Source organism: Hymenobacter terrenus, assembly GCF_000972495.1.
GTDB lineage: Bacteria > Bacteroidota > Bacteroidia > Cytophagales > Hymenobacteraceae > Hymenobacter > Hymenobacter terrenus.
In genome coordinates, this window is sequence record NZ_LATM01000001.1 from 657584 (window position 1) to 682445 (window position 24862).

16 protein-coding genes are annotated in these 24862 nt (G+C 60.8%); 4 read left to right on the top strand and 12 right to left on the bottom strand.

The genetic code is table 11. The features are described 5' to 3' along the window. Positions 1–32: 32 nt before the first annotated feature. From WX88_RS02860 to WX88_RS02875, 4 genes are all read right to left on the bottom strand, one after another. Complete coding sequence (locus WX88_RS02860) at positions 33–1673, bottom strand: chemotaxis protein CheA (RefSeq protein ID WP_046242732.1); 1641 nt, start codon at positions 1671–1673, stop codon at positions 33–35. Positions 1674–1778: 105 nt separating this feature from the next. Next, a complete protein-coding gene (locus WX88_RS02865) occupies positions 1779–2180 on the bottom strand; it encodes a response regulator (protein WP_231590612.1) in 402 nt (133 codons plus the stop codon). Positions 2181–2242: 62 nt separating this feature from the next. Then, positions 2243–2773, bottom strand: a complete 531-nt coding sequence (locus WX88_RS02870) for a chemotaxis protein CheW (protein WP_052732273.1) — start codon at positions 2771–2773, stop codon at positions 2243–2245. Between the two features lie 68 nt (positions 2774–2841). Next, positions 2842–7479, bottom strand: a complete 4638-nt coding sequence (locus WX88_RS02875) for a HAMP domain-containing protein (RefSeq protein ID WP_394331744.1) — start codon at positions 7477–7479, stop codon at positions 2842–2844. 376 nt (positions 7480–7855) lie between these two features. Here WX88_RS02875 and topA point away from each other — a divergent pair, with 376 nt between their 5' ends. Beyond that, entirely contained in the window at positions 7856–10345 is a 2490-nt protein-coding gene (gene topA / locus WX88_RS02880; RefSeq protein WP_046242733.1) for a type I DNA topoisomerase, read from the top strand. A gap of 169 nt (positions 10346–10514) precedes the next feature. Then, entirely contained in the window at positions 10515–11414 is a 900-nt protein-coding gene (locus WX88_RS02885; RefSeq protein ID WP_052732274.1) for a DUF4846 domain-containing protein, read from the top strand. A 101-nt stretch (positions 11415–11515) separates the two neighbouring features. Here the strand turns inward: WX88_RS02885 and WX88_RS02890 are convergent, their stop codons facing one another. The 5 genes from WX88_RS02890 to WX88_RS02915 all read right to left on the bottom strand — a co-directional run bounded on the left by WX88_RS02890 (position 11516) and on the right by WX88_RS02915 (position 19131). Beyond that, complete coding sequence (locus WX88_RS02890; protein ID WP_231590614.1) at positions 11516–13492, bottom strand: LA_2272 family surface repeat-containing protein; 1977 nt, start codon at positions 13490–13492, stop codon at positions 11516–11518. Positions 13493–13495: 3 nt separating this feature from the next. After that, positions 13496–14629 carry a FecR family protein gene (locus tag WX88_RS27135; RefSeq protein ID WP_052732275.1) on the bottom strand — a complete coding sequence of 378 codons (1134 nt, stop codon included), beginning with the start codon at positions 14627–14629 and terminating at the stop codon, positions 13496–13498. Positions 14630–14826: 197 nt separating this feature from the next. Then, positions 14827–15657, bottom strand: coding sequence for a DUF4249 domain-containing protein (locus tag WX88_RS27140; protein WP_082115809.1), 831 nt, complete (start codon positions 15655–15657; stop codon positions 14827–14829). Between the two features lie 117 nt (positions 15658–15774). Beyond that, positions 15775–18177, bottom strand: a complete 2403-nt coding sequence (locus tag WX88_RS02910; protein ID WP_082115810.1) for a TonB-dependent receptor — start codon at positions 18175–18177, stop codon at positions 15775–15777. Between the two features lie 318 nt (positions 18178–18495). Further along, complete coding sequence (locus WX88_RS02915) at positions 18496–19131, bottom strand: hypothetical protein (RefSeq protein ID WP_156175917.1); 636 nt, start codon at positions 19129–19131, stop codon at positions 18496–18498. Positions 19132–19361: 230 nt separating this feature from the next. Between WX88_RS02915 and WX88_RS27145 the strand changes: the two genes are divergently transcribed. Continuing rightward, positions 19362–20390: a sensor histidine kinase gene (locus WX88_RS27145; RefSeq protein WP_052732277.1), complete on the top strand. Its 1029-nt coding sequence runs from the start codon at positions 19362–19364 to the stop codon at positions 20388–20390. A 5-nt stretch (positions 20391–20395) separates the two neighbouring features. Beyond that, complete coding sequence (locus WX88_RS02925) at positions 20396–21103, top strand: LytR/AlgR family response regulator transcription factor (RefSeq protein WP_046242736.1); 708 nt, start codon at positions 20396–20398, stop codon at positions 21101–21103. Positions 21104–21115: 12 nt separating this feature from the next. Here the strand turns inward: WX88_RS02925 and WX88_RS02930 are convergent, their stop codons facing one another. The 3 genes from WX88_RS02930 to WX88_RS02940 form a co-directional block, all read right to left on the bottom strand. Further along, on the bottom strand, positions 21116–21700 hold the full coding sequence (locus WX88_RS02930) for a sigma-70 family RNA polymerase sigma factor (protein ID WP_046242737.1): 585 nt from the start codon (positions 21698–21700) through the stop codon (positions 21116–21118). A gap of 84 nt (positions 21701–21784) precedes the next feature. Then, the gene (locus tag WX88_RS02935) at positions 21785–22438 is read right to left on the bottom strand and encodes an HAD family hydrolase (protein WP_046242738.1); all 654 of its coding nucleotides are present in this window, start codon (positions 22436–22438) and stop codon (positions 21785–21787) included. A gap of 361 nt (positions 22439–22799) precedes the next feature. After that, positions 22800–24722: a T9SS type A sorting domain-containing protein gene (locus tag WX88_RS02940; protein WP_197076645.1), complete on the bottom strand. Its 1923-nt coding sequence runs from the start codon at positions 24720–24722 to the stop codon at positions 22800–22802. Positions 24723–24862 lie beyond the last annotated feature (140 nt).

The following is a 24862-nucleotide window of genomic DNA, read 5'->3' on the forward strand; positions in this document are numbered from 1 at the left end:
AGCTGCGAGGACTGGGGGTGAAGGGAAGAAAATCAGGCGCGTTTAGTTAGGAAAAGGCGGGTGAGTGCGGGTACGTCGAGCACCAAGCACACCTGTCCGCTGCCGAGCAGGGTTACCCCACCAAACAGGTCAATCGTATCCAAGGGTTTGCTCAGAGGTTTGATGACAATGTTCTGCTGGCGCAAAAAACGGTCAACCACTAAGCCCAAGCGTCGGTTATTGTAATTCACCACCAGCACCTGTTGCGAGCCAATCAGGTCAGCTTTGTTGGCGGGAGGAAGCGGGTCGTCGCCCTCATCGTGCAGCAACTGGCGAAGGGGCACCAGGGGTACGGCCTGCTCATGCAGGTGGGTGACGAGCACGCCGCCTACCACTGAAATTTGCCCGGGATGCAGAGCCAGCACGGTGTCGGTGTGCAGCAGTGGAATGGCGTAGGGGCGTTCATCAACTTCCACTAGCAGCGCGCCTTTTACGGCAATGGAAGTCGGCAGCACCAGCGTAAAAGTGGTACCCTGACCCAGCTGCGACTCTACGCGCAACTGGCCGCCGAGGGAATCAAGCGCCAGCTTCACCACGTCGAGTCCCACGCCGCGACCGGAAATGTCAGTTACTTTTTGGGCCATGGAGAAGCCCGGCTCGAAGAGAAAAGCCCAAACGGCCTGCTCGTCCAGAGTAGCGGCTATGCTAGCATTGGTCAGGCCGCGCTCCACGGCTTTGCGACGCACGGCTTCGGTATCGATGCCGCGGCCGTCGTCGCGCACTTGAATGAGCACGTCGTCGCGCTCGGTCAGGGCCGAGAGGGTGAGCCGCCCCACAGCGGGCTTGCCCGCCTGCTGGCGCTGGGCCGTGGTTTCGAGACCGTGGCTGACGGCGTTGCGCACGAGGTGCAGCAGCGCATCGGTAATGATTTGCAGAATGTTGCGGTCAATCTGCACGTCCTGTCCGCTCATCGTCAGCTCCACCTGCTTGTCCTCGGCAGCGGCCACGTCGCGCACCACGCGGGGAAATTTATTGAGCAGTACGCCCACGCCCACCAGACGGGCATCCATCACGCTGTACTGCAAATCGTCGGAAATCCGGAACAGGTGTTGGGCCGTGGCCAGTAGGGCCGGGTTGCCGATTTCCTGGGCCAGGGTCATAATCCGGTCACGGTCGATTACCAGTTCCCCAACCAAATTCAACAGATTATCGAGCTTCTTAACCTGGATGTACACCAGATCCGACAGCTCCATTTTTTTGTTGGATTCCTGCTCCGTATCCAGCATTTCAGCATCCTCGAGCACCGGCTCTTCGCCGCGCACGAGGCGGTCGAGGTTGTCGAGCAGGGCTGTGGCATCGGGTAATGTTTGGTTGGCACCTACCGCCCGAATCATGTTGCCCAAGGCATCAACCCCCGCAAAAACCACTCGAATGAGGGCCCCGCTAAAGGTGCGTTCCTGGTCCCGAATCATCCCAAAGAGGGTTTCGAGGTGGTGTGCTACTTCACCTAGGTCCGTGAAGCCCATGGCGCGGGCATTAGCCTTCAGGTTGTGCATGAGCCGGAATAGCTCGTTGAGAGCCGGGCCGGCGTCGGGGTTGCGCTCCAACTCGCTCAGGTGCCGGCTCATGGAGTCGTAATACTCCAGTGCTTCGGCCATGAACAGCTCCCGGTACTCCTGGTCGCGCGTTTTCATTGGCCTGAATTCATCGTCTCAATTATGCACCAATCCAGCGCGCGCAGCCATTGCCCGTCGTTGTCGGCGGTCGTTGGCATTACTTCGGTGGGTTGTTGCAGCACCTTACGCTTTTTGTTCGGTGGCGTCGTTTTGCAGCGCTGCACCCACTATTTCCAATACCTTTTCTTCCGAGAAGGGCTTCACGATGTAAGCCAGCGCCCCATTCTCAATGGCTTCATTCACAATAACTTCCTGCCCTACCGCGCTGCACATCACCACTTTGGAACTGGGCTGGGTCTGGCGGAGACTCTTGAGCACATCCAGCCCGGTGTTATCGGGCAGAATAACGTCGAGGGTAATCAGGTCGGGCGTAGTCGAAGCAGCCATTTCCAGGGCTTGCGCACCATTAGCAGCTTCGCCAACCACCTCGTAGCCGGCATCGGTGAGCATGTTTTTGAGCATCGTACGCATGTAAAAGGAGTCGTCGACGATGAGGATGCGCTTGTTCATGGAATTGATTAACATAGGGATAAAACGAATGAATGGCCGAGGCAGGTGGCCCGGCCACGCGTTGTACGGGCCGGGAGTTACGAAGATGCTCCTTTGCCAGGAAGCCGCATCACTTCACTCGGAGTCAGCAGCTTGCGCATGTCCAGCACGATGATGATGCTTCCGTCTGGTAGCTTGGCAATGCCTTCGAGGTATTTGTCGCGGGTGCTGGCATCCTGCACGAATTCGGGCGCGGGCTCAATCTGGCTCAGAGGCAGCGTGAAGGGCCGGGGCACCTCGCGCACGACCAGCCCCAACGTGTAGTCGGCCGCTTCGACGGCCACGGTGTAGGTGCGTTCGGGCAGCGGCCGACCAGCCGGTCGCAGCCGAAACCGCTCCTCCAGGTCGATGATGGCAATAATATCGCCGCGCAGGTTGGCAATGCCTTTAATGAAAGGCGGCGTTTTGGGCATGCGGGCCACTTCGGGGGTCACGGTCACCTCCTTCACTTGCTCGATGCGGATGCCGTAATCTTCATCGCCGAGGCGAAACACGATAAGCTGCACCATCTCAACCGGCTTGGCGCGGTCGGCTTTGGGCGCAGGAGCAGCTAATTCAATCTCAGCCATACAATTGGTTTCGGGGTTGGGAAATCAGTGGTCGAGGTCAGATAATGACGCCCCCTGACTTCCCATAATTACTTGGCTTTCGCTTTTGATTTGGATCCGGGGGCTTTAGCAGTTTGGCCGTTTTCCGCCTGCTTACCGTTGCCGCTGTTTCCATTTTTAGCGGGCTCGGACGGCGTAACGGGTTTGCTGGCTGACCGCCGTGGGGTGGGCGTGGCGGGTGCCGGGGCTTCGGCGCGGGGTCGACGAACTGGCCGTTCAGGGCCGGTAGCCGGGGCAGGAACGGCCGGTTCGGGCCTGGCACTGCGCCGAGCTAGGCCGTTAGCACGGCTGTAGTCGGCAGCTTCGGCTTCATGGCGGCTTTGGGCGCGGCGGGCGGCCATGCCGTTCTGGGGCGCCGCTGCGTAAGAATCGCGAGTCCGGTAAACGTCGCGGTTGCTTAGGCCACGCCGCACTGGCAGCGGTGCTGGCTCGGGTTCGGGCTCGTAGGAACTGAGCTGGAAGGTTTCGAGGCCAGCCTGGAGGTCATCGGCAATGTCGGTGAGGCGCTGCGAGCTGGTAGTCAGCTCCTGCATGGCCGTCGAGAGTTGCTTGGCGGTACCCGCCACTTGCTGGGTGCCGGTGGCCGTTTGCTCGGCAATGGCTACCACCTCTTCCACGTATTTCACCACGTCGCCAATCGAGGTTTTCTGCACCTCGGTGGCCGTGAGAATGTCGCGTGAGGTGCGGAGCGTTTCCCCGCTGCTGGTGGCAATGTTCTTAAAGGCTGAGCTGGCTTCGAACGTTGCGTTTTTGCCTTTCAATACCCGACCTTCCATGGTCGAAATAGCGGTGGCGGCCGAAGTCGTGTCCTTGCGAACATCCTCCACCAGTGTGGCTATTTCATTAGCTGATTTGCGGGAGCCTTCGGCCAACTTGCGGATTTCCTCAGCTACTACGGCGAAGCCCCGGCCGGCTTCCCCGGCGCGGGCCGCTTCAATGGCAGCATTGAGTGCCAGCAAGTTGGTTTGCGAGGCAATGTCGGTAATTACGCCCAGTGACTTGCTGATTTCGCCCGACCGGGTACTCAGTACTTCGATCGTACGCGAGGTCTGCATGGCGGCACTGGATATTTCTTCCATGTTTTTCACCACTTCCGCCACTGTTTTCAGACCGAGCTGCGAGGTTTGTTCACCCAGAATAGCCGCTTTGTTCACCACATCGGCCTTGTTGGCCGTTTCCTTGGTGGCCTGCATAATTTCCTCGATGAGCTTGAACGCCTGGTCGGTTTTTAAGGCCTGGTTCTGCGCGCCTTCGGCCATTTGCTGCATGGCCAAGGCTACGTCGACAGTTACCCTACTCATTTCCTGGCCTTTGCCGGCCATTTCTTCCGAAGAAGTACCCACGATTTGCGATGAGTCGTTGATTTCGCCGAGCAGTTCGTTTAGGTTTTCCACGGCTAGGTTCAGGGCGCTCGACATGGCCAGGATATCGCCCGTAGTTGGCACGTCTACGCGCTGGGTCAGGTCGCCTTCTGAGATGGCACGCACCACGCGGCTCACTTCCAGCACCGGCGAGGCGATAGACTCCAACAGGGCATTGAGCGTGTCTACCAGCTCTTTCCAGGAGCCCGACACGCCTGTTACCGTGGCGCGTTCGGTGAGTTTGCCTTCTACCCCAGCCACCTTGGCTACGCGGCTTACTTCCGAAGCCAGGCGGTTCAGGTCGTCCACCATGCGGTTGATGGTGTCGGCCAGTTCGGCCACTTCACCTTTGGCTTCCAGCGTCAGCTTCTGGGTCAAGTCACCTTTCGATACTGCGGTTACTACTTTCACCAGGCCCCGCACCTGTGTGGTGAGGTTGGAGGCCATATAGTTTACGTTGTCGGTCAGCTCTTTCCACACGCCGGCTACGCTGGGCACCACAGCCTGGCCGCCGAGCTTGCCCTCAGTGCCCACTTCCTGGGCCACGCGGGTTACTTCGCCAGCGAAGATGTTGAGCGAGTCCACCATCTGGTTCAGGTTGTCTTTCAGGTCGAGCAGCTCGCCGTTGACATTTACCGATACCTTCTGGCTCAGGTCGCCGCGCGATACGGCGGTGGCCACGTTGGCAATGTCGCGCACCTGACTCGTCAGGTTCGAGGCCATTGTATTCACGTTGTCTGTCAGGTCTTTCCAGGTGCCGCGCACGTTGGGCACTTTAGCTTGGCCGCCGAGCTTGCCTTCGGTGCCTACTTCGCGGGCCACACGGGTTACCTCGTCGCCGAAGGTATTCAGAGAATCCACCATTTCGTTGAGGTTCTCCTTCAGCTGAAGCAGCTCACCGCGCACATTTACAGTGATTTTCTGGCTCAGGTCGCCTTTAGCTACGGCGGTGGCCACGTTGGCAATGTCGCGCATTTGCGAGGTCAAGTTCGAGGCCATCGTATTCACGTTGTCCGTCAAATCTTTCCAGGTGCCGCTTACTTTGGGCACGTTGGCCTGACCGCCTAGGATGCCTTCGGTGCCCACTTCGCGGGCCACGCGGGTTACCTCGCCGGCGAAAATATTTAGGGAGTCCACCATCTGGTTCAGGTTTTCCTTCAGGTCGAGGAATTCTCCTTTTACATCGACGGTGATTTTCTGGCTCAGGTCGCCTTTCGATACGGCAGTGGCCACGTTGGCAATGTCGCGCACCTGACTCGTCAGGTTTGAGGCCATTGTATTCACGTTGTCCGTCAGCTCTTTCCAGGTGCCCCCAACGCGGGGCACCACGGCCTGACCGCCGAGCTTGCCTTCGGTGCCCACTTCGCGGGCCACGCGGGTTACCTCGTCGCCGAAGATGTTCAAGGAGTCCACCATCTGGTTGAGGATATTCTTCAGCTCCAGAATTTCGCCCTTCACATTCACCGTCATCTTCTGGCTGAGGTCGCCGCGGGCTACGGCGGTAGCCACGTTGGCAATGTCGCGCACCTGCGAGGTAAGAGCCGCAGCCATGTCATTTACGTTGTCAGTCAGCGCCTTCCAGACGCCAGCCACGTTGGGCACGCTAGCTTGGCCACCCAGCTTGCCTTCGGTACCTACTTCCTGGGCCACGCGGGTCACTTCCCCGGCAAACAGGTTCAGGGACGCCACCATTTGGTTCAAGTTCTGCTTGAGTTGCAGGAACTCGCCTTTTACATCGACGGTAACCGTCTGGGTCAGGTCGCCTTTGGCCACAGCGGTGGCCACATTAGCAATGTCGCGCACCTGGCTCGTCAGGTTCGAGGCCATATAGTTTACGTTGTCCGTCAGGTCCTTCCAGACGCCGGCCACACTGGGCACGGAAGCCTGGCCACCCAGACGTCCTTCGGTACCCACTTCCTGGGCCACGCGGGTTACCTCGCCGGCAAACAGGTTGAGTGAGTCCACCATCTGGTTCAAGTTCTGCTTCAGCTGGAGCAGCTCCCCTTTTACATCGACGGTTACCTTCTGGCTCAAATCGCCTTTGGCGACGGCGGTGGCCACGTTGGCAATGTCGCGCACCTGACTCGTCAGGTTTGAAGCCATGTTGTTCACGTTGTCCGTCAGGTCCTTCCAGACGCCGGCCACATTGGGCACGGAAGCTTGGCCGCCGAGCTTGCCCTCGGTGCCCACTTCCTGGGCGACGCGGGTTACTTCGCCAGCAAACAGGTTGAGTGAGTCCACCATTTGGTTCAAGTTCTGCTTCAGCTGCAGGAACTCGCCCTTTACATCCACCGTCACCTTCTGGGTCAAATCGCCTTTGGCGACGGCGGTGGCCACGTTGGCAATGTCGCGCACCTGACTCGTCAGGTTTGAAGCCATGTTGTTCACGTTGTCCGTCAGGTCCTTCCAGACGCCGGCCACATTGGGCACGGAAGCTTGGCCGCCGAGCTTGCCCTCGGTGCCCACTTCCTGGGCGACGCGGGTTACTTCGCCAGCAAACAGGTTGAGTGAGTCCACCATTTGGTTCAAGTTCTGCTTCAGCTGCAGGAACTCGCCCTTTACATCCACCGTCACCTTCTGGGTCAAATCGCCTTTGGCGACGGCGGTGGCCACGTTGGCAATGTCGCGCACCTGACTCGTCAGGTTTGAAGCCATGTTGTTCACGTTGTCCGTCAGGTCCTTCCAGACACCGCCTACGTTTGGTACCGACGCCTGGCCACCGAGCTTACCCTCGGTGCCCACTTCCTGGGCCACGCGGGTTACCTCACCAGCGAAAATATTCAGGTTGTCAATGGTTTTGTTGATGGTTTCGGCCATCAGCTTGAAGTCGCCCGACACGGGAATCTGGAAGCTTTCGTCCAGGTTGCCGCGGCTGATGTTCTTCAACACCTTGCCTACTTCCAGTACCGGCACGGCAATGCTATCGACAAGACCGTTGATGTTGTTAATCATGTCGCGCCAGAAGCCGGCGGCGCCCTCAGCCGAGGCCCGGGCCTTGAGGTTGCCCTCCACCCCGGCTACTTTCGAGATGCGCGACACCTCGCCACCTACCCCACCAATCATTTCCACCATGGAATTGTAGGCTTCGGCGATTTCAGCAAAAATATCGTCGTTTTGCTTGGTCAGGCGGACCGACACATCGCCTTTTTTAAAGGCATCCAGCGCGTAGAGGACGCGGTTGAGCTGGTCGTTGACGTAGCCGGGGTCCTGGGTGTCAAGGGAGCCCCGTGAGCCGCCTTTTTTGCGGGTCAGGTCGTTGGTCGTACGCATAACGTCGAGGGGCGAAACTGCGCCCGAATCCGGCATTCCGCCGGTAACGCTATCCGTAGTAGCCGCTTCGGATGACCGACGAGGCTTAGATTGCGGGGTCTTGGGGGAAGCCATATCGTATAGTAATCAATCAGCTGGGAGGGGAGGGAATGGGAAGGCGAATGTACGAGGCTTAGTCAATAATACGGGGCCTGGTTACGAATTAGCAAAGATATGACCTCTTGCCGAGGCAATGAACTTGGTGGTGCATTGAGGGTGTTCAGAGGTCCCGACAAGGCCGGATTATTGCTGAGTATGCCGCCGCCCGGAATATTCCGACATCTTTGCGGCCGATTTTAACATTTCTCCACGGCTGGCCGTTTCAGCTTTCGTTACTCCCCACCTGCCTACCGTACCTCCCTTACCCGCTCACATGGTCAAGAATTTAGTTATCGTCGAGTCGCCAGCCAAGGCCAAAACCATTGAAGGCTACCTCGGCCAGGATTTCGTGGTGCGCTCGAGCTACGGGCATGTGCGTGACTTGCCGAAAGACAACAACGCCATTGATATAGCCAATGGATTTAAGCCAACCTACGTGGTTTCAGCTGATAAGCGTGAGCTCATTGCCCAGCTAAAAAAACTTTCCAAGGAGGCCGAAATGGTTTGGTTGGCGAGTGACGATGACCGCGAAGGCGAAGCTATTTCGTGGCACTTGGCCGAAACTCTGAACCTGCCCGATGCCAAAACCAAGCGCATCGTATTCCGCGAAATCACCAAAAGCGCCATCCTCGGGGCCATTGCCAACCCGCGCATCATCGACCAAAATCTGGTGAATGCCCAGCAGGCCCGCCGCGTGCTCGACCGCCTCGTGGGGTTTGAGCTGAGCCCGGTGCTCTGGAAAAAAGTAAAAGCCGGCCTTTCGGCCGGGCGGGTGCAGTCGGTGGCCGTGCGACTGGTCGTGGAGCGGGAGCGCGAAATCAGTCACTTCCTCAGCAGCAGCGCCTACCGCATCGTGGCGCGCTTTGATGCTGGTCGGGGCGCTGTGCTCGAAGCCGAGCTGCCCACCCGCTACAAGACCCGCGCCGAAGCTGAGGCTTTCCTGGAGCGCTGTATCGGGGCTACTTATCAGATTGAGAGCCTCGACAAGAAGCCCGGCAAGCGGAGTCCGGCCGCGCCGTTCACCACTTCTACCTTGCAGCAGGAGGCCTCACGCAAGCTCGGCTACTCGGTAGCCCAGACTATGAGCGTGGCCCAGAAGCTGTACGAAGCTGGTAAAATCAGCTACATGCGGACGGACTCGGTGAACCTGTCGCAGGAGGCTATGGCGGGCGCGCAGGCGGCCATCACGGCGGCCTACGGCGCCGAATACCACCACACCCGCACGTTCAAAACCAAGTCGGCTTCGGCGCAGGAGGCCCACGAAGCCATCCGTCCGACCGACTTCAGTGCTGTGAAAGCGGGTTCCGATGCCTCCGAGCAGCGGCTCTACGACCTCATACGCAAGCGGGCTATGGCTTCACAGATGGCCGAGGCGCTAATTGAGCGCACGACGGCCGTTATCGGCATCAGCACCCAACCGGGCGTGACGTTTACCGCGACGGGCGAAGTCATTTCCTTCGAGGGATTCCTGAAAGTGTACGCGGAAAGCAAAGACGACGAGGATGAGGACGACGCCAAAGACGGCGAATCGAGCTTCTCGCGCGGCCTGCCACCCCTAACGGTGGGTCAGGCCTTGCCCTTGCAGCGGCTCAGTGCCACGGAGCGGTTTTCGTCGCCTCCGGCGCGCTACACCGAGGCTTCGCTGGTGAAGAAGCTAGAGGAAATGGGCATTGGCCGGCCTTCGACCTACGCCCCCACCATCAGCACGGTGCAGAAGCGCGGCTATGTGGAAAAGGACACCCGCGAGGGCAAGGAGCGCAAGTTCCACGTGCTGACGCTGGACAGTGAGGCGGTGAAGACCGAAGTCAAAACCGAGAACTACGGGGCCGAGAAAGCCAAGCTATTCCCTACGGATACGGCTATGGTAGTCAACGACTTCTTGGTGGAGCACTTCCCCGTGATTGTGGACTATCAGTTCACGGCCAAGGTGGAAGATGAGTTTGACCAGATTGCCAATGGCCACGAAAACTGGACGCACATGCTGACGGGCTTCTACGGCAAGTTCCACGCAACTATTGAGGCGGGGCAGGACATTGAGCGCAGCACCTTGGGTAGCACCCGCGAAATCGGCGTGCACCCCGAAACGGGCGAAAAAATTACCGCCCGCCTGGGCCGCTATGGCCCATACGTGGCCCTGGGCGACACCGAAGGCGAAACCAAGCCCGCCTACGCCAACCTGCGCAAAGGCCAGTTCATAGAAAGCATTACCCTGGAAGAGGCGTTAGACTTGTTCAAGCTGCCCCGCGTGGTGGGTGAGTTCGAGGGCAAGGACATGACGGCTAATTTGGGTCGGTTTGGCCCCTATATCCGCCACGACAGCAAGTTTTTCTCCCTTACCAAGGAACAGGACCCGCACACCATTACGGCTGAAGAAGCTGTGGCCCTGATTGAGAACAAGCGCAAAACCGACGCCGAGCGCCTCATCAAGTCCTTCCCCGAAAACCCCGATATCCAGGTGTTGAATGGTCGGTTTGGCCCCTACATTGTGGCGGGCAAGAAGAATGTGAAAATCCCCAAGGACGAAGAGCCCACGGAGCTAACGCTGGAACGCTGCCAGGAACTGGCCGACGCCACGCCTGACAAGCCCGCCAAAGGGGGCCGCTTTGGCAAAAAGGCTGCTCCCGGGGCGAAAGAGGAGAAAGCCGACCAGCCAGCGAAGAAAGCGGCGGCGAAAAAGCCCGCAGCTAAGAAAACGGCAGCAAAGAAGTCGGCGGCCGCAGCCAAAAAACCGGCCGCTAAGTCTAAGACGGCTACTAAGGCATAGGCCTCACTTGCTCCTACCAGGCTCTTTTCCTTATAGAACGGAGGATACTAACATGCTGTAAGGTTGAGATTAGCAGTCAACACAAAAACGTCCGGCGGGGAGCTTCCCACCGGACGTTTTTGTGTTTAAAGCCGCTTTCAGGTCGGTGTAGCTAGTCTTACATTTGGCTATGCGTCATTTCTCTGTCTGCTGGCCCGCCTTCCTGCTGGTGCTGGCCTGTGGCTCCCCCAATTCTTCGGCTACTTCGGCGGCCGGGGCGGTAGTGGTTCCGGCGCCAGCCCGCACCGCGAACCTCGTGTATCCGTGGTTGGCGCAGCCCGGTCCGGCATCTCAAACAGTAGCGGCCCGCTTTCCGGCGCCGGCTGGCTGTCGGCGGCTAGCCACGACTGCCGGCTCCTGGGGCGAGTGGCTGCGCTACCTGCCCCTGAGCCCGGCCGGTACCCCGGTGCGCACCTACTCCGGCGCTCTGAAAGACCGCCAGGACGTAGTAGCCGCCGTGATCCGCATCGACGTGGGAACCCAGAACCTGCAGCAGTGCGCCGATGCCATTATCCGCCTGCGGGCCGAGTATGGTTTCAGCCACGACCCCAACCAGATTCACTTCCACTTGACCACCGGCTACGACTTCTGGTTTTCCGACTACGTGGCCGGGAAGACCTTTAAAGTAGTTGATGAAGAAGTGACGCCCGCCGCCAAATCTGTCGAGGCCCCGACTCACGCCGCGCTGGCCCGCTACCTGGTGCCCACCTTTGGCTACGCGGGCACCCTTTCGCTGAGCCATGAGCTGCGTCCAGTGGCCCTGGCGGCCGTGCGGCCCGGCGACGTGCTCATCCACGGTGGGGCGCCCGGCCACGCCGTGCTGGTGCTTGATGTGGCCGAAAACCCAACCACCCACGAGAAATTCATGCTATTGGCTCAGAGCTACATGCCGGCGCAGAGCATCCACGTATTGCACAACGGCGCCGACATGCGACTGGGGGCATGGTTTCCCGTGGAACCCGAGAAAAAAGTGGTGAGTACGCCAGAGTGGGATTTTGGTCAGGCGGAGCTGGGGCGTTTTCCGGGGTAGTGTAAGTAGTCAATCATGCCTATGCACGCAAGGCGCGTGCTAAGGAGCACGTCCTGCTGAGCAGGATAGGCTGTTTGATGCAGTTGCTGTTGCCTGAGCAATTAAAACCGCAGTCCGATTTGGGCACCCGGCCACAGGCGCGTGAGGTATTTCGACCCGGCTCTATCAATGAACAAAAGCTGGTTGGCAGCAAAATCCCAATCCGGCTCTCCCTCCATACGCCGGGAGAAAGCCAGGTTGAGCGTGGGCGAAACGACGAGCTGCAAATGGCCTTCCCGCTCCATTTGCCAAGCCACCGAAGGGCGCACCTGGTAAAGCACGGGCACCTCAGAATCACTGCTCTTAGCACCGGCCAATCCCCACTCTATGGCATCGAGACCGAAGGTAAAGCGCCCGTGGGCCCGGCCAGCGGTGCCGATGCCAAAGCCCACAGTCCATTGTATGCGATTACCGAACGGCTGGGCTGAGACCCCCAGCAGCGTGTAGTAGCGGCGCACTCCCGTTTTGACCATGACATTCAAGGGGAGCGTTTCACTGGCCCATATTTCTCCTCGCACATAGCCGTGACGCACGATATTGATGATACCCAGGGGTACACCATCCACCGAATCGGCGATGTTGATGAGGCCCAGTTGCAGGCCGCGTACGTGGCGCGCCGTATTCACCAAACCAAATTGTACCCCGTGCACCCGGCGGGCCACATTCAACAAGATAGCCGTTTGTACACCCCGCACATCGGTGCCAGTCAGGTTGGCCAGCCCGGCCATCTGCAACAGCAAGCCGGGCGCGTTAGTCGAGGGCGCGGCCGGCGACCGGGCTAGCTTGTTGGTGGCCAGGAGGCGGGGCAGGCCCAACCAACGACGCAGGCGCGTGGGCTGCCTGGGTTCAGCGCGAGCTAGACCAGCCCCACCTACTATGTTGACAAGACCCGCTAGCTGAAATCCCCGGGCGTCGTCGCGCACGATATTAGTCAAACCTGCACCCTGCACGCCAAAGACGCCGCCGCCCGTGAAATTGGCAACGCCCGCAACTTGAACCCCGCGCACATCGGTGCCCGTGACATTGTAGTACCCCGCTATTTGGGTGCCGTGTACCGAGTCGCGCACCACGTTGGCCAACACGCCAAGCTCTACCCCATCCACCCCGGCCGCGTAGCCCACCAACGCGTTCAGCGAGGCCCAGTTGGTTGTACGGGCGTTTGCCAGGCCATTTGTACTAAGTGGATATATCAGGCTAAACTGCGCAAGCTTGCGACGAAGCCCGGCGGCCGCTGGCAAGGGGACAGGCGCTACCAACGGCAATGAATTAGGCAGAGCGATGGGCAAAACGGTAGCCTGCACCGGCAGCACTGCCAAAGGGTCCACGGCAGGCTGTTGAACTAGCCGGGCTTCAGTGCTAGCACTCCCAGCCGCGGCTATCGGCGCGACATGATGCCCTAGCTGTTCTGTTATGCGGGGCTGGGGAGCCACGTCAGCTTGCAAATTATGGGGAAGCTGGTGCGGTCCCAACAGCTTACGGGCGGCAAAATTCACCCCGCCGTGGCTGGGCGCATGAGGCTGGCCCGGAATCAATGAGTTGTCCGATGGTTGAGCTACTTTTTCTGCAGGAGTTGTGATGGGAGTGCCCGCCTTCCGCCTCGTCGCCGAGGTTGCAACACCCCAGGCGGCGCTACCGGCCGCCCCTGAAACGACAATACCCCGCCCGTTCACGTCGGTTACGCCGGGTGGGGGCACTTTGCGGGCGGGCCAGAGAACCACTTGGCCACTTAGCAAGCCATAGGAAACGTGCTGCGGGCTAAGGGCGTCGTGCAATATGGCACCCAAGGGCCGCGGCGGGCCAGCCGGTACATACACGCGCCGCGACGTGGCCACGCGCGTGCTGCTATAGGATATTGGCACGCCGCTCTGACGCGATGCCTCGGCCAGCACCTGGGCAAGCGGAACCCAACCAGCGGGCAGCCGCACGAGTTGGGAAAGCACCCTCCCACCCGGTCCCTGGGCTTGCGCAAAACCGGCTCCGAGCCCCATCAATAGGCCCAAGTAAAGTGAGCAGCAGGCCCAACGATGGAATAGCGGCATGAATTACTTATTGGCGGAGGAACCGGCGGCCGGACTTGGTGCTGCGCACCCGGAGCCGCTCAGGGTGTACTGGCCGGCACTAGTAGTGCGGAGCGTGGCGCCCGTAGCCACTTGCACTACGGCCAGCACCTGGGCAGGCTCAGGGTGTGCAAAGGTACCCGTGAATCGGCATGCTTGCAGGCCCTTGCCACCCAGGGTGAGGCGGGTGCCAAACGTGGCCCGTAGCACCTGCGCCACCCGCGATAAGGGCGCATCTACGAAGCGGAGGGTATCGCTTTGCCAGGCTCGAAAATTGGCATCGAGTACGGGCGTGGCGCGCAGGGCGGGAGGCGTGAGACCGGGCGCATCGGCGGCGTAGAGGGCCGCGCGGGTGCGGGCGGTGAGCAGAACGCTGTCGGCCGCGACGAGCCGGCGCAGCCAGACGCGACCGTGGGTCACGCTCACCTCCACCGAATCTTCGGCCGCGTAGGCCCGCACGTTGAAAGCTGTGCCGACCACGCGCACCTGGGCCGTGGTGGTGCGCACCACAAACGGCTGCCCGGCCATGGGCTTCACCTCGAAGTACGCCTCCCCGGTAAGCTGCACCTCCCGGGGCTGGCGGGGGCTACTGCTGGCGTAGTGCAGCTGCGAACGCGCATTAAGCCAGACCCCGCTCCCATCGGGCAAGCGCACAAACTGCCGCTGCGCTTCAGTGGCGTAGTGAGCCACCTGAGCATCGTTAGCAGAAAAAAAATGATGACCAAGCAGGTAGGCAGCTCCGAAAACCAGCGCTACACCCGCCGCAATTCGCATTGCCGGCAGCCAGCTGGCCGTCGGCCACAGCGGCCTTACCACCGGTGGCGTAGCGGCGGGGGGCGACGGCGGTGCTGGTTTGGCGGGCGCATCGGCCTGCATCAGGGGTCGAAACCGTTGCCAGGCGACTTCTACATCATGGGGGGTGAAAAAGATGGGAGCGGGTACGCCCTCCCCCGCCCGCTCCCAGGCGCGGGTTACGGTGGTCAGGATTTGTAGGTGCTGCGGGTCGGCGCGCAGCCACTGCCGGAGTTCAGCCTGCTCATCAGCGGTCGTTTCCACGGCCAGGTGCCGGGCCAATAAGGTCCAAGGGGCGTCGTCCGGGTCGGCGTAATTCTGAGGCATGGCTGAACTATCGAGGCATAAAGAAACACCCAAATCACAAACTCCCCTCCTCAGCCGAGGAGGGGATGTTCGGGCCAACGGCTCGGACGGGGGTGGTTGAATCGTTGCACAATATCCCTCCGGTGGCACCACCCCTGTTTTCGCGGCGCAAAAACTCCCCTCCTCAGCCGAGGAGGGGAGTGATGCTGCGGCTGGCTTTATGGTACTACCACCGAATCGGCGCGCACGGTGTAGCCGGCGAAGTAGCCAACGGCCGTTTGCGTGGCGCCGCCCTGGGTGCTGCGCACGTTGGTACGGACATTGGCCGGGCTGGTCGCGAACAAGCCCACGTTGTTAATCTGCCTATTCAACTCATTCAGAAAGAAGTAATAATCACGCGGCACCGACAGCATCTCGACCTTGATTTTGTCGCCGGATACCAGCGGGTCTTCATTCACGATGAGGCCCCCAATGTATTTGCCGTCCACCAGCTCGTCGGAGCTCACAATAAGCTCTTCGGGCTTGTTGAATAGAACGCCGTTCTTATACACTTTAAAGCGGTAATAATCACCCACGCCGGGCAGCTCGGGGCCGTTGTAGGTGGCATAATAGCCTTCGTCATAGCTCGGCGGGTCGTTCCTGAATTCGAGGCTAATGCTATCGACTTCAGGCGTGCGCCGAATTTCGGTTTCGGCGCGGTAGGTCTGGCCGGCGGTCACGATGGTGAGGGTGTAGCGCCCGCCAATGCGGCCGAGCACCGTGCCCTGGCCGCGGTAGAAGCCGGGGGTTTGTTCCCGCAACGTATCGCGCCGCCCCAGGTCATCTTCGAGGAAAAGCGTGGCGCCGGTGACGGGCGGCGGGGGCGTATCGTTGAAGTAGGGCTGAGTGAGGGCGAGGGTAACGGTTGCGGGCTTGCCCTGGTCGGTGAGTTGGCCATCGACGGAGAGCAGTGGCCCAGCCTTGGGTACATCCAGGGGCACTACGTCGATGCAGCTGCTCAGGCCGCAGGCGGCCAGTCCGGCGGTCAGCAAAAGGAAGAAACGGTTCATGGCGGATTAGTGATTGGGGGTCAGCTGCGGGCTATTGGCTGGTTGGTGGTGGATTGTTGACCGTTGGTCTTGCACAATCATCACCAACTGATAATCAGCGACTTGCAGCTAATGGATTTAGAAGGTGAAATTGTAGGTGGCGCTGGGCAGCAGGCTGCCGAATATTGACAGGCGCACAGCCTCGGTTTGGGTGGGATTGTCTTCGTTTTGGCGGAAGAAGATGCCGTAGGCGTTGCGGCGGGCGTAGAGGTTGTAGATGCTGAACACCCAGCTACCCTGCCAGCGCCGCTCGGGGTGGGGCTTGCCTTTAAGGGTGGCGGCTACGTCGAGGCGGTGGTAGGCGGGCACGCGGTAGTTGTTGCGCACGTCGCCGTTCACGTTGGGCACCACCAGGCCCTGGTACACGTAGCGGCTGTCGGGCACGGTGGTGGCCACGCCGGTGCTGTAGTTGAAGGTGCCCGACAGCGAGAGCCGGTCCGACAGCGCGTAAACACCTACTGCGGCCAGCACGTGGGTTTTGTCGTACTTGTTGGCGTACCACTTGTTTTGGTTAATGCCGTCAATCTGGCGCTCGGAACGGCTCAGCGTGTAGCTCAGCCAGCCCGTGAGGCGGCCCTCGTTCTTCTTCACGTAGAACTCGGCGCCGTAGGCCCGGCCGCGGCCGTAAAGCAGCTCGGCTTCGAGGTTCTCGTTGAGCAAGGTATTGGCGCCGGCGATGTAGTCGATTTGATTATCCATCTGCTTACCAAATACTTCCGCCGACGCTTCGTAGGCGTTGTTCTTAAAGTTGCGGAAGTAGCCCAGGCTGATTTGGTCGGCGCGCTCGGGCTTGACGTTGCGGGTGCTGGGCAGCCACACGTCGAGCGGCGTAGCGGCCGTGGTGTTGCTGATGAGGTGGATGTACTGCACCATGCGGTTGTAGCCGAGCTTGAGCGAGGAGCTCTCACTGAGGGCGTAGCGGGCCGACAGGCGGGGCTCCAGGTTGGGGTAGCTGCCCACGGGCCGGCTAGGGCTGTAGCTCTGGGGGTTCACGGGCGTCAGCTGCTGGCCACGCTGCCCCACATAGTCGTAGAACGTGCCGGTGCTGCGGTTCTCAAACATGGTGGCGCGCAAGCCATACTGCACCGAAAACACCGGGCCGAAGCTGCGTTCCTCGTCGATGTAGGCGGCCCATTCGGTGGCCCGCTGCTCTTGCAGGCGCAGCTCCCGGAAAACCGACCGGGCCTCCGTCGGCACCACGTTGCCGGGCTGAAAAGTGTAGAAGATGCTGCTGACCCCAAAGTGCATCACACTTTGCGGGCTGCGGAAAAACTCAAAGTCTGCCTTGCCGCTGTAGTTGGTAATGTCCGACGTCCACTCGAAACCCTGGGTGCCGGTGGGCACGCCCAGGCTGTAATCGTAGCGGCTGGCCAGGGCCGTCACATTCAGAAACAAGCGGCTGTTAAATACGTGGTTCCAGCGCAGCGTGCCTGTTTGGTTGCCCCAGTTGTTCTGAAATAAATCGCCAAACTTGAACACGTCGCGACCGAAATAGCCTGATAGAAACAACTTGTCGCGCTCGCCGAGGGCGTAGTTAGCCTTCGCCGAGAAGTCGTAGAAATACGCCCGGTTGTCTTTCTGGTCCGGGATGAGCTTGAGGAACAGGTCGGCGTAGGAGCGCCGCCCGGCCAAGATGAACGAGCCCTTGTCTTTCACGATAGGCGCCTCCACCGACAGCCGGCTCGATACCAGCCCCACGCCGCCGGTGCCCGACAGCCGCTGCGAGTTGCCGTCCTTCATCCGAATATCGAGCAACGACGACAGCCGCCCGCCGTAGGCCGCCGGGATGCCGCCCTTCACCAGCTTGAGGTCTTTCACGGCATCGGGGTTGAACACCGAAAACAGCCCGAATAAGTGCGACGAGTTGTACACCGGCGCCTCATCCATCAGAATCAGGTTCTGATCGATGCCTCCGCCGCGCACGTTGAAGCCCGTGGCCCCCTCGCCCACCGTGCTCACGCCCGGCAGCAGCTGAATGGCGCGCACCACGTCGGCTTCGCCCAGCAGCGCCGGCACCAGCTTGATGGCGCGGGCATCGAGCCGCGACACGCCGGTTTCCACGCTGCGCACGTTCTGATCGGGCGCCTTGCCTAGCACTACTACTTCGGCCGTTTCCACGCCCTTGGTACCGAGCTTCACCGAATGCGCCATGTTGGCCGTGAGGTCCAGGGTTTCTTCAGTGGGCGCGTAGCCTACGTAGGTGTAGGTGAAGGTGTAGCGACCGGGCGGCACGGTCAGAGAGTAAAAGCCATACTCGTTGGCCGTGGCCCCGGCGCCCAGGCTCTTCACAAAGACCGTAGCCCCGATGAGGGCCTCGCCGGTGGCCGCGTCTTTGAGGTAGCCGCTCAGCGTCACGTTGGGTCCCGTGGGGCGGGCAGCGGGGGCCGGGTCAGCGGCGGGAAGGGTTTGGGCGACCAGGGCCGACGGGGCAGCGCCTAGCAGCGCGGCCGCCCCCGCCAGCAGCAGGAATCGTGATTTCATATAGCCTATAGCCAAAGTGGTGTGTTTGAATAGTAGATACCAGACCGGCCGCCTACCCCTACGCCACCCCGAAAAAAAATTGTAAGCCGTCCGCCATCCGGGCCGGAGGCTGGCATAAAAAAGGCCCGGTCCCGTTGGGCCAGACCTCTTTCAATTGAAAGTATTCTCCTGATTATAAATCCCTGTCGGGATAAAGCCGAAAGCGCTTGATATCTTCTACCACGCTGTCAATTCGCGCCACAGCGTAGCCGCGACCAAGGCCAGGGTATGGCCCGTGTCAGCAAAGCCTACAGTTTTAAGGATCAAGACTGCGCTTGTCTAGAAACTACCAACTTTCAGGGTCAGGCCCGTGGTGAAGCCGTTGAGCGCCGTGTCTGACACATCCGGCAACCTGAAATTGGGCGTGTAGCGGTAGGTGCCGCCCAGGCCCAGCACCAGGAACCGCGTCAGGTTCACTTCCACGTTCACGCCCGGCTCCAGGATGAAAAATCCGTCGGAGCGAAACCGGGTCGCGCCTGGTGTTGGGTAGTCCCAGTCGCGGTTGCTGGCCCCGCCGCCCCCGATGAGCACCGGAAAAGCCAGGTGCACCACCCCCGTCGTGGGCAGTATCGGCTCGAGGTAGATACCGCCATAGGCCGTCGTGAGCCGGTCGGACGCATAGGTCGACGAGTTGCGGCCAAGGTACTGGTAGCGGTTATCGGTGAGGAAGCTTCCGCCCAGGCTCAGCGCAAAAGCCCGGTTCAGGACCACGCCCGTCCGGCCACCGAGCGCCCAGGCGTCGTGGTCGGCCACGCGAGAGTAATAACATGTGCCGGCCGCGAAAAAACGGGCGCGGGTATGGGATCCAAACACTGTTTTCACGTCGGCCGCATCGCCAGCGGCCGGTGGAGTCGGTTGGGCAAAGGCCGGGGTGCCAAGCACGCAGAAGCCCGCGCCAAAAACAAGTTGTCTCATAAAGTAAGGCCGTAAGAAATGAGGGATAAAGCGGTGAATTGGGCCGCAAACCTACGTCACCTCCCTCGGCTTAATTCGCTATCTTTCAAGTATATTATCAAATAATGTTCAAGCCCACTCTGCTCCTGTCGAACGGCGGGTTGGTGGGGGCCAATGACGTTGGTCCCCGCCAACCCGCCGTTCGTCACTAAACCGCGCCAGGCCGGGGGCAGCAGGCTAGCTTTGCTTGCATGAAACCTTTTGCGAGCGCCAGATTGCCGGCGTGGCTGACCAGCCGGCCGGCCCTGCACGGCGTGTTTTGGGCCATCATCGTGGGCCAGTCTTATTCCTACTGGTACGCCGGCCAGCTGCCGGGCCAGCCCCTGCGCCAGCCCTGGACGCCGCTGCTGCTGGTCGCGTCCTACGTGCTGCCAGTGTGGCTCCACGCCTTTGTACTGCTGGAGCGCCTGTTTCGACCGGGCCGCTACGGCCGCTACTTCGGGGCGCTGCTGGGGCTGGTGGTGGTCAACTCGCTGGTCAGCACGCCGGTGCTTAATGCGTTGTCTGCGCTCAAGACCAACCTGTTCCAACACATATTCAACACTGGCGGCTTTTTAGTTATTGCCACCATGCTCAGCTTTTACCGGCGCAGCGTGCAGCAGCAAATCGACTTCCAGGAGCTGCAAGCCAACCAGGCCCGGGCCGAGCTGCACGTGCTCAAGGCCCAGATTAACCCGCACTTTCTCTTCAACACGCTCAACAGCCTCTACTCCCTGGCCCTCGACAACTCGCCCCAAACAGCCGAGGTGGTCCTCAAGCTGGCCGACCTCATGCGCTACATCCTGGAGCAAACCGCCCAGCCGCAGGTGCTACTGGCCCAGGAGCTGGCCCACCTCGACACCTACCTCTGGCTCGAAAAGCTGCGGCTTGGCCGCCGGGCCGCCGTGGAGCTGCGCGTGGAAGGCCCCACGAACCTGCTGGTGGCGCCCATGCTGCTGCCCTTCGTCGAAAACAGCTTCAAGCACGGCGCCAGCCAGTTGGCTGAGCCCGTACGCGTGCACATTGCGGTGCAAACCGGCCCCACTGGCCTGAGCTTTGTGGTGGAAAACAACAAGCCCGCCCACCCGGCCCCGCCGCTGGCATCGGGCCCGGCCCGCGCCCCGGTGGGCCTGCGCAACGTGCAACGTCGCCTGGAGCTGCTCTACCCCGGCCGCTACACCCTTGAACTCGACAACCAGCCCGCCCTCTACCGGGCGCGGCTCCACCTCGACCTCCGCTAACATCTATTGAAGATGAGGAGCTGGCACAGAACATCCTCGTCAAGTTCATTGCCGCCATCGATACCCTGGCCCTGCTGCACACCTGCAACAATGCGCTCGAAGCCCTGCCCTTTTTACAGCGGGGCAACGTCGACCTGCTGTTTCTGGACATTAATATGCCGGTCCTCAATGGCCTCGACTTGCTCCGAAGCCTGCCCCACCCGCCCCACGTCATCATCACCACGGCCTACTCCGAATACGCCCTGCTGGGCTACGAGCTGGCCGTCACCGATTACCTGCTCAAGCCCTTCGCCTTCGAGCGGTTTCTCAAAGCCGTGAACCGGGTGGTGGCCCACCACGCCGGGCCGCCCGCACCCACCCCGCCGCCCGCTCCCGTCGAGCCGGCGGCGCTGTTTCTCAAATCGGGCAAGCACATCCGGCAGTTTCAGCTGGCCACCCTCACCCACCTCGAAGGCTGGGGCAATTATGTGCGGCTGCATGTGCAGGGGCAGCGCCCGGTACTGGTGCACGAAACGCTAACGGCCGTGCTGGCTTTGCTGCCCGCACAGCGCTTCGTGCGCATTCATAAATCATACGTCGTGGCCCTCGATAAAATCGACCGGCTCGCGGCCAACGCCGTGCACCTCGGCGGCGTGGCCCTGCCCGTGGGCAACACTTACAAACAGGCGCTGCACCAAGACTTTGCCAAGCGCATGCCGCCTAACGAGGGCTAACGCGCCCACTCCTCACAGCAGCAGGGAGTACAGGTTGCGCAGGGTGCCGGCCAGGGCGCCGCGCATGAGGCGCAGGGCCTTGCCCATCTGGTTTTCCACGGTTTTGGGCGAAATGGCCAGCGTATCGGCAATTTGCTGGTAGCTCAATTCCTGGTAGCGGCTCAGCTCAAACACGGCGCGGCACTGTGGGGGCAGCAACGCCAGGGCCGCGGCCACGGCCGTTTCGGTATCGGCCTGATGCAGGGCGGTCAGGGCCTCGGGGGGCACGGCCGGGGCGGTGGCTTCGGTCGGGGCCACATCCCAGGCCACTTGGCGCTGTTCGCGCTGCTGGTAGCGCAGGGCTGCATTCAGGGCGGCGCGGGTGAGGTAGGCGCGGTGCGACTGCAACACCGGTACGTCGGCCCGGCCCTGCCAGAAGCGCAGAAACACGTCTTGCAGCAGGTCTTCCACCACGGCCCGCTCGGGCACCACGCGGTACATCACCTGCCCCAGCGGCGCGTAGAATTCCCGAAACACGGCTTCCATCCACCCCGCTTCGTCGGTGCAGCGCAGCCGCGCAAGGCGGTCGTCCAGAGAAGCATCGTCAGTGTCAGACATTCGTCCGCAAAGATATTCGCGAATTCAGAACGGCTGCCGTGGGCGCCTCCCCAATAAGGCGCCCACGGCAGCCCCCTGGGCGCCTCAAATAGTCTTAATCTCCGCCGCGGTCAGCTCCGAGAAATCCTGAATAACCCGGTCGGCGAGGTGCAAATCCTGGCCGGCGGAGTGCGGACTCGCGTAGCCAATGCAGTAGATGCCCGCCGCCTTGGCCGCCGCCACGCCATTGCCCGAGTCTTCGATGACAATGCACTCGGTCACGGGCGTTTCGGCCAGGGCTGCCGCGTGCAGGAAAATCTCCGGGTTGGGCTTCGACTGCGCAAAATCCTCGCCGCTCACGATGTGCGTGAAGTAGGGCTCCAGCTCAAACCGCCGAAACACCCGCCCTATCGTGGCCTTGCCGGCCGAAGAAGCCAGCACCAGCTGCACGTCGTGCCGCCGCAGGTCTTCGATGAGCGCCCGCACGCCGGGAAGCAAGTCGAGGTCAGCATCCTCATCGAAAGCTTTATTAAATAACTCCCGCTTGCGCGCCATCAGGGTGTCAAGCTCCTGGGGCAGGCTGTATTCCTGCTTCAGATGCTGGAACACGTTACGCGTCGAATTACCCAGGAAGGTGGCGTACTCGGCCTCCGTGATAGGCAGGCCCAACTCGGCAAACTGCGTGAAAAAAGCATGGTGGTGAATAGGCTCGGTGTCGATGATGACGCCGTCCATATCAAAGATTACGGTACGAATCATGGGGGCCAGAGGCTAAGAGCGAATGATGGGCAAAGGTATTGGCTGATGACCCAGCAAAGCACGACCGCCCCAACTAGCCCGCAGATGCTGGGGCTCTCGTTGCACTGGGGCGAAAAACGGTGCTCAGGGTTTCGGTGTCTCCCCACGCAACCGTGCGGTTGCTTATTACTGTGTGAGGCGGCAAGTGGTAGTAAATAGCGCGTTTAGACTTACCGTCGTTTTTCGCTCCGGTGTAACGAGAGCCTTTATTAAGTAAGAGTCCACCTGCTTCCCGCTGAACTCCGATGATTGTGCAACCACGCTGGTCCATAAAAAAAGGCCGCCCCTCGGCGGCCCTTTCTCCTTGAGTCCGGGTTGTGGCTTACTTGGTGATGGCCAGCTGGCGGGTCGTGAATTCGGTCCCGGTCTGCACCCGCAGCAGGTATAGGCCCTTGGCCAAGTGCGAAAGGTTGAGTTCGTGGCGGGCGTTGTCTTGCAGCGCGCTCGTGTGGACGGTCTGGCCCAGCAGGTTGGTGACCTGCACCTGGAGGTTGCCGTTGGCGTTGGCCCCCCGCACCTCCAGTGTCACCACGCCATCCGTCGGGTTCGGGTACAGGGAGAGGGCGTGACTGAGCGCGGCCGAGGTGCTCAGGGGGGTGGCGGGGGCGTCCTGGGCCTCAAGCACAAATGGCGGGAAATTATCGGGTGCTTGATTCGTTAGACTACCGAGGTAGACACTTGTATCCATGAAACCAGAGATACTGAAGAACGTACCTAGGCGCACCCGCCCTTGAGGAACCGTCGCTAAGGGGAAATATCGGATCCCCCCCACCGCTGCTTTTTGTACCAATCCTACATAGAAGTCGCCCGCGGCTACTGGAACGGGTGTGAGGAGAACGAACGACTTAATGGTATTAATATCACCTGGCTGCACGACGTAGTCGGCGGAGCGCGCAATCAACGTGCCGCTAAAGTCTACTGCTACCGCATACACGGTATTGCCACTGGTATTGGCGTCGGCTAGCCCGACTCCGATAGACCCGATGGTGCGCGCGACGGGGGTGGTAAACCTCGCGATAAACGCACCTTGTTGGCTGGGCCCGTAGCCAAAGGAATTCGCGGAACTTGCCGAACCAGGCGTGGTCGTATTTACATAACTAAACGTGTTGGCCGTTAGCAGTTGCGTGTAGCTCTGCGTGTTATTACTCATGATTGCATCAGCCGGCACGGTGACGGCGAGGGTGTTGGTGCCGAGGGCGGTGGGCGTGAACGCGGCAAACGAAACCGTCGCCATTGCGCCCGGCGCCAGCGAGGCGATGGTTTGCGTGTCCGTAACGGTATTGACCCCGGTTACGGTCAGGGTCACGGGCACATTGAGCAGGGGGCTCGTGCCAAAGTTTTGCACCACGGCCTGCACGGTTTGGGGAATGAGCGGCGTTTTGCCTAACGCATAAATATTTACGACCGCGGCATCGGTGGCCGGCGACGGATCGAACCGGTACGTCCGGCCCGCGTCGGGGAGCACCGAATTCTGGAGGTTATGCGCAGTACCGTCGAAGTATTGGTATTGCACAAGGGCGGTGAGGTTCCAGGCTTGGGTCGCGCGTTTCGCGGCCTTCACGGTCGCGGTAGCCGCATTGCTCGCCCCTTTGATGCCCACGACCGCGGACTTGGAAACCGTGGGGCCGGGGCCGGCCGTCGCGGGGCCATAAACCAGTTCGATGCGGTTCGAGGTTTCGTAGAGCTTCACCTGAAACGAAATGGCGGCCAGCTGTTTTCCGGTCGCTGCCGACACGACTTTATCGCTCACGTCCTTCCATTGGACCGTCGTTACGCGGGCCCCCGCCGCGCCAGTCGTTGCCACGCGGTATTCGGTGGTCGCCGTTCCTTCCAGGTCCAGGTTCAGCGGCAAGATTAGATTGGGTTCGGTCGCGATGTCGCGCGGGCCTCCGGCAACGGTTTGTGGGCCTATCGGAAAGAACGGGGGGGCGGGCGCCGTGGTGCCGAGGCGCAGGTAGCCGTTGGTGTTCAAGACAAAGTCGGTGAACGTCGTCCCGTTGAAGCTGAAGGGGAAGTCAAGGGGGATGACGGCCGAGTTGGCATCATCCGTATTGGGCGTGGGGATAAGCGTGCCGCTCGTGCCCAGATCGGTGTACGTGCCGGCCAGGTTGGTGGCCCCGTACTCACTGTAGTTGAGAGCTTGGGCGAAGGCGCCGGGGCTGCCCAGCCCGAGCAGCAGGGTCAGCGCGAGGGTCCGCCAAGACGTGGGGGTATGGCTTCTGCGGACGGGGTGCATCGTGGGCATGGTGAAGGGTGCTGAGCAAGAGGTTATCAAGTGAGGCAGGGGCGAGCAGGAGGGCATCGCAACATAGCCCGTCAAAAGTAGTAGAAGCTAGCAGGAAAAGCAGAAGGGTGTGAGCAATAGCAGCATTACCAAATCATAAT

What these genes read in the sequence shown, in the direction of transcription:
- topA (WP_046242733.1), top strand. Translation starts at nt 7,856, where the DNA reads ATGGTCAAGAATTTAGTTATCGTCGAGTCGCCAGCCAAGGCCAAAACC.
- WX88_RS02870 (WP_052732273.1), bottom strand. Translation starts at nt 2,773, where the DNA reads ATGGCTGAGATTGAATTAGCTGCTCCTGCGCCCAAAGCCGACCGCGCC.
- WX88_RS02930 (WP_046242737.1), bottom strand. Translation starts at nt 21,700, where the DNA reads ATGTCTGACACTGACGATGCTTCTCTGGACGACCGCCTTGCGCGGCTG.
- WX88_RS02890 (WP_231590614.1), bottom strand. Translation starts at nt 13,492, where the DNA reads ATGCCGCTATTCCATCGTTGGGCCTGCTGCTCACTTTACTTGGGCCTA.
- WX88_RS27140 (WP_082115809.1), bottom strand. Translation starts at nt 15,657, where the DNA reads ATGAACCGTTTCTTCCTTTTGCTGACCGCCGGACTGGCCGCCTGCGGC.
- WX88_RS02910 (WP_082115810.1), bottom strand. Translation starts at nt 18,177, where the DNA reads ATGAAATCACGATTCCTGCTGCTGGCGGGGGCGGCCGCGCTGCTAGGC.
- WX88_RS02885 (WP_052732274.1), top strand. Translation starts at nt 10,515, where the DNA reads ATGCGTCATTTCTCTGTCTGCTGGCCCGCCTTCCTGCTGGTGCTGGCC.
- WX88_RS02860 (WP_046242732.1), bottom strand. Translation starts at nt 1,673, where the DNA reads ATGAAAACGCGCGACCAGGAGTACCGGGAGCTGTTCATGGCCGAAGCA.
- WX88_RS02940 (WP_197076645.1), bottom strand. Translation starts at nt 24,722, where the DNA reads ATGCCCACGATGCACCCCGTCCGCAGAAGCCATACCCCCACGTCTTGG.
- WX88_RS02915 (WP_156175917.1), bottom strand. Translation starts at nt 19,131, where the DNA reads ATGAGACAACTTGTTTTTGGCGCGGGCTTCTGCGTGCTTGGCACCCCG.
- WX88_RS27135 (WP_052732275.1), bottom strand. Translation starts at nt 14,629, where the DNA reads ATGCCTCAGAATTACGCCGACCCGGACGACGCCCCTTGGACCTTATTG.
- WX88_RS27145 (WP_052732277.1), top strand. Translation starts at nt 19,362, where the DNA reads ATGAAACCTTTTGCGAGCGCCAGATTGCCGGCGTGGCTGACCAGCCGG.
- WX88_RS02935 (WP_046242738.1), bottom strand. Translation starts at nt 22,438, where the DNA reads ATGATTCGTACCGTAATCTTTGATATGGACGGCGTCATCATCGACACC.
- WX88_RS02875 (WP_394331744.1), bottom strand. Translation starts at nt 7,479, where the DNA reads ATGCCGGATTCGGGCGCAGTTTCGCCCCTCGACGTTATGCGTACGACC.
- WX88_RS02865 (WP_231590612.1), bottom strand. Translation starts at nt 2,180, where the DNA reads ATGTTAATCAATTCCATGAACAAGCGCATCCTCATCGTCGACGACTCC.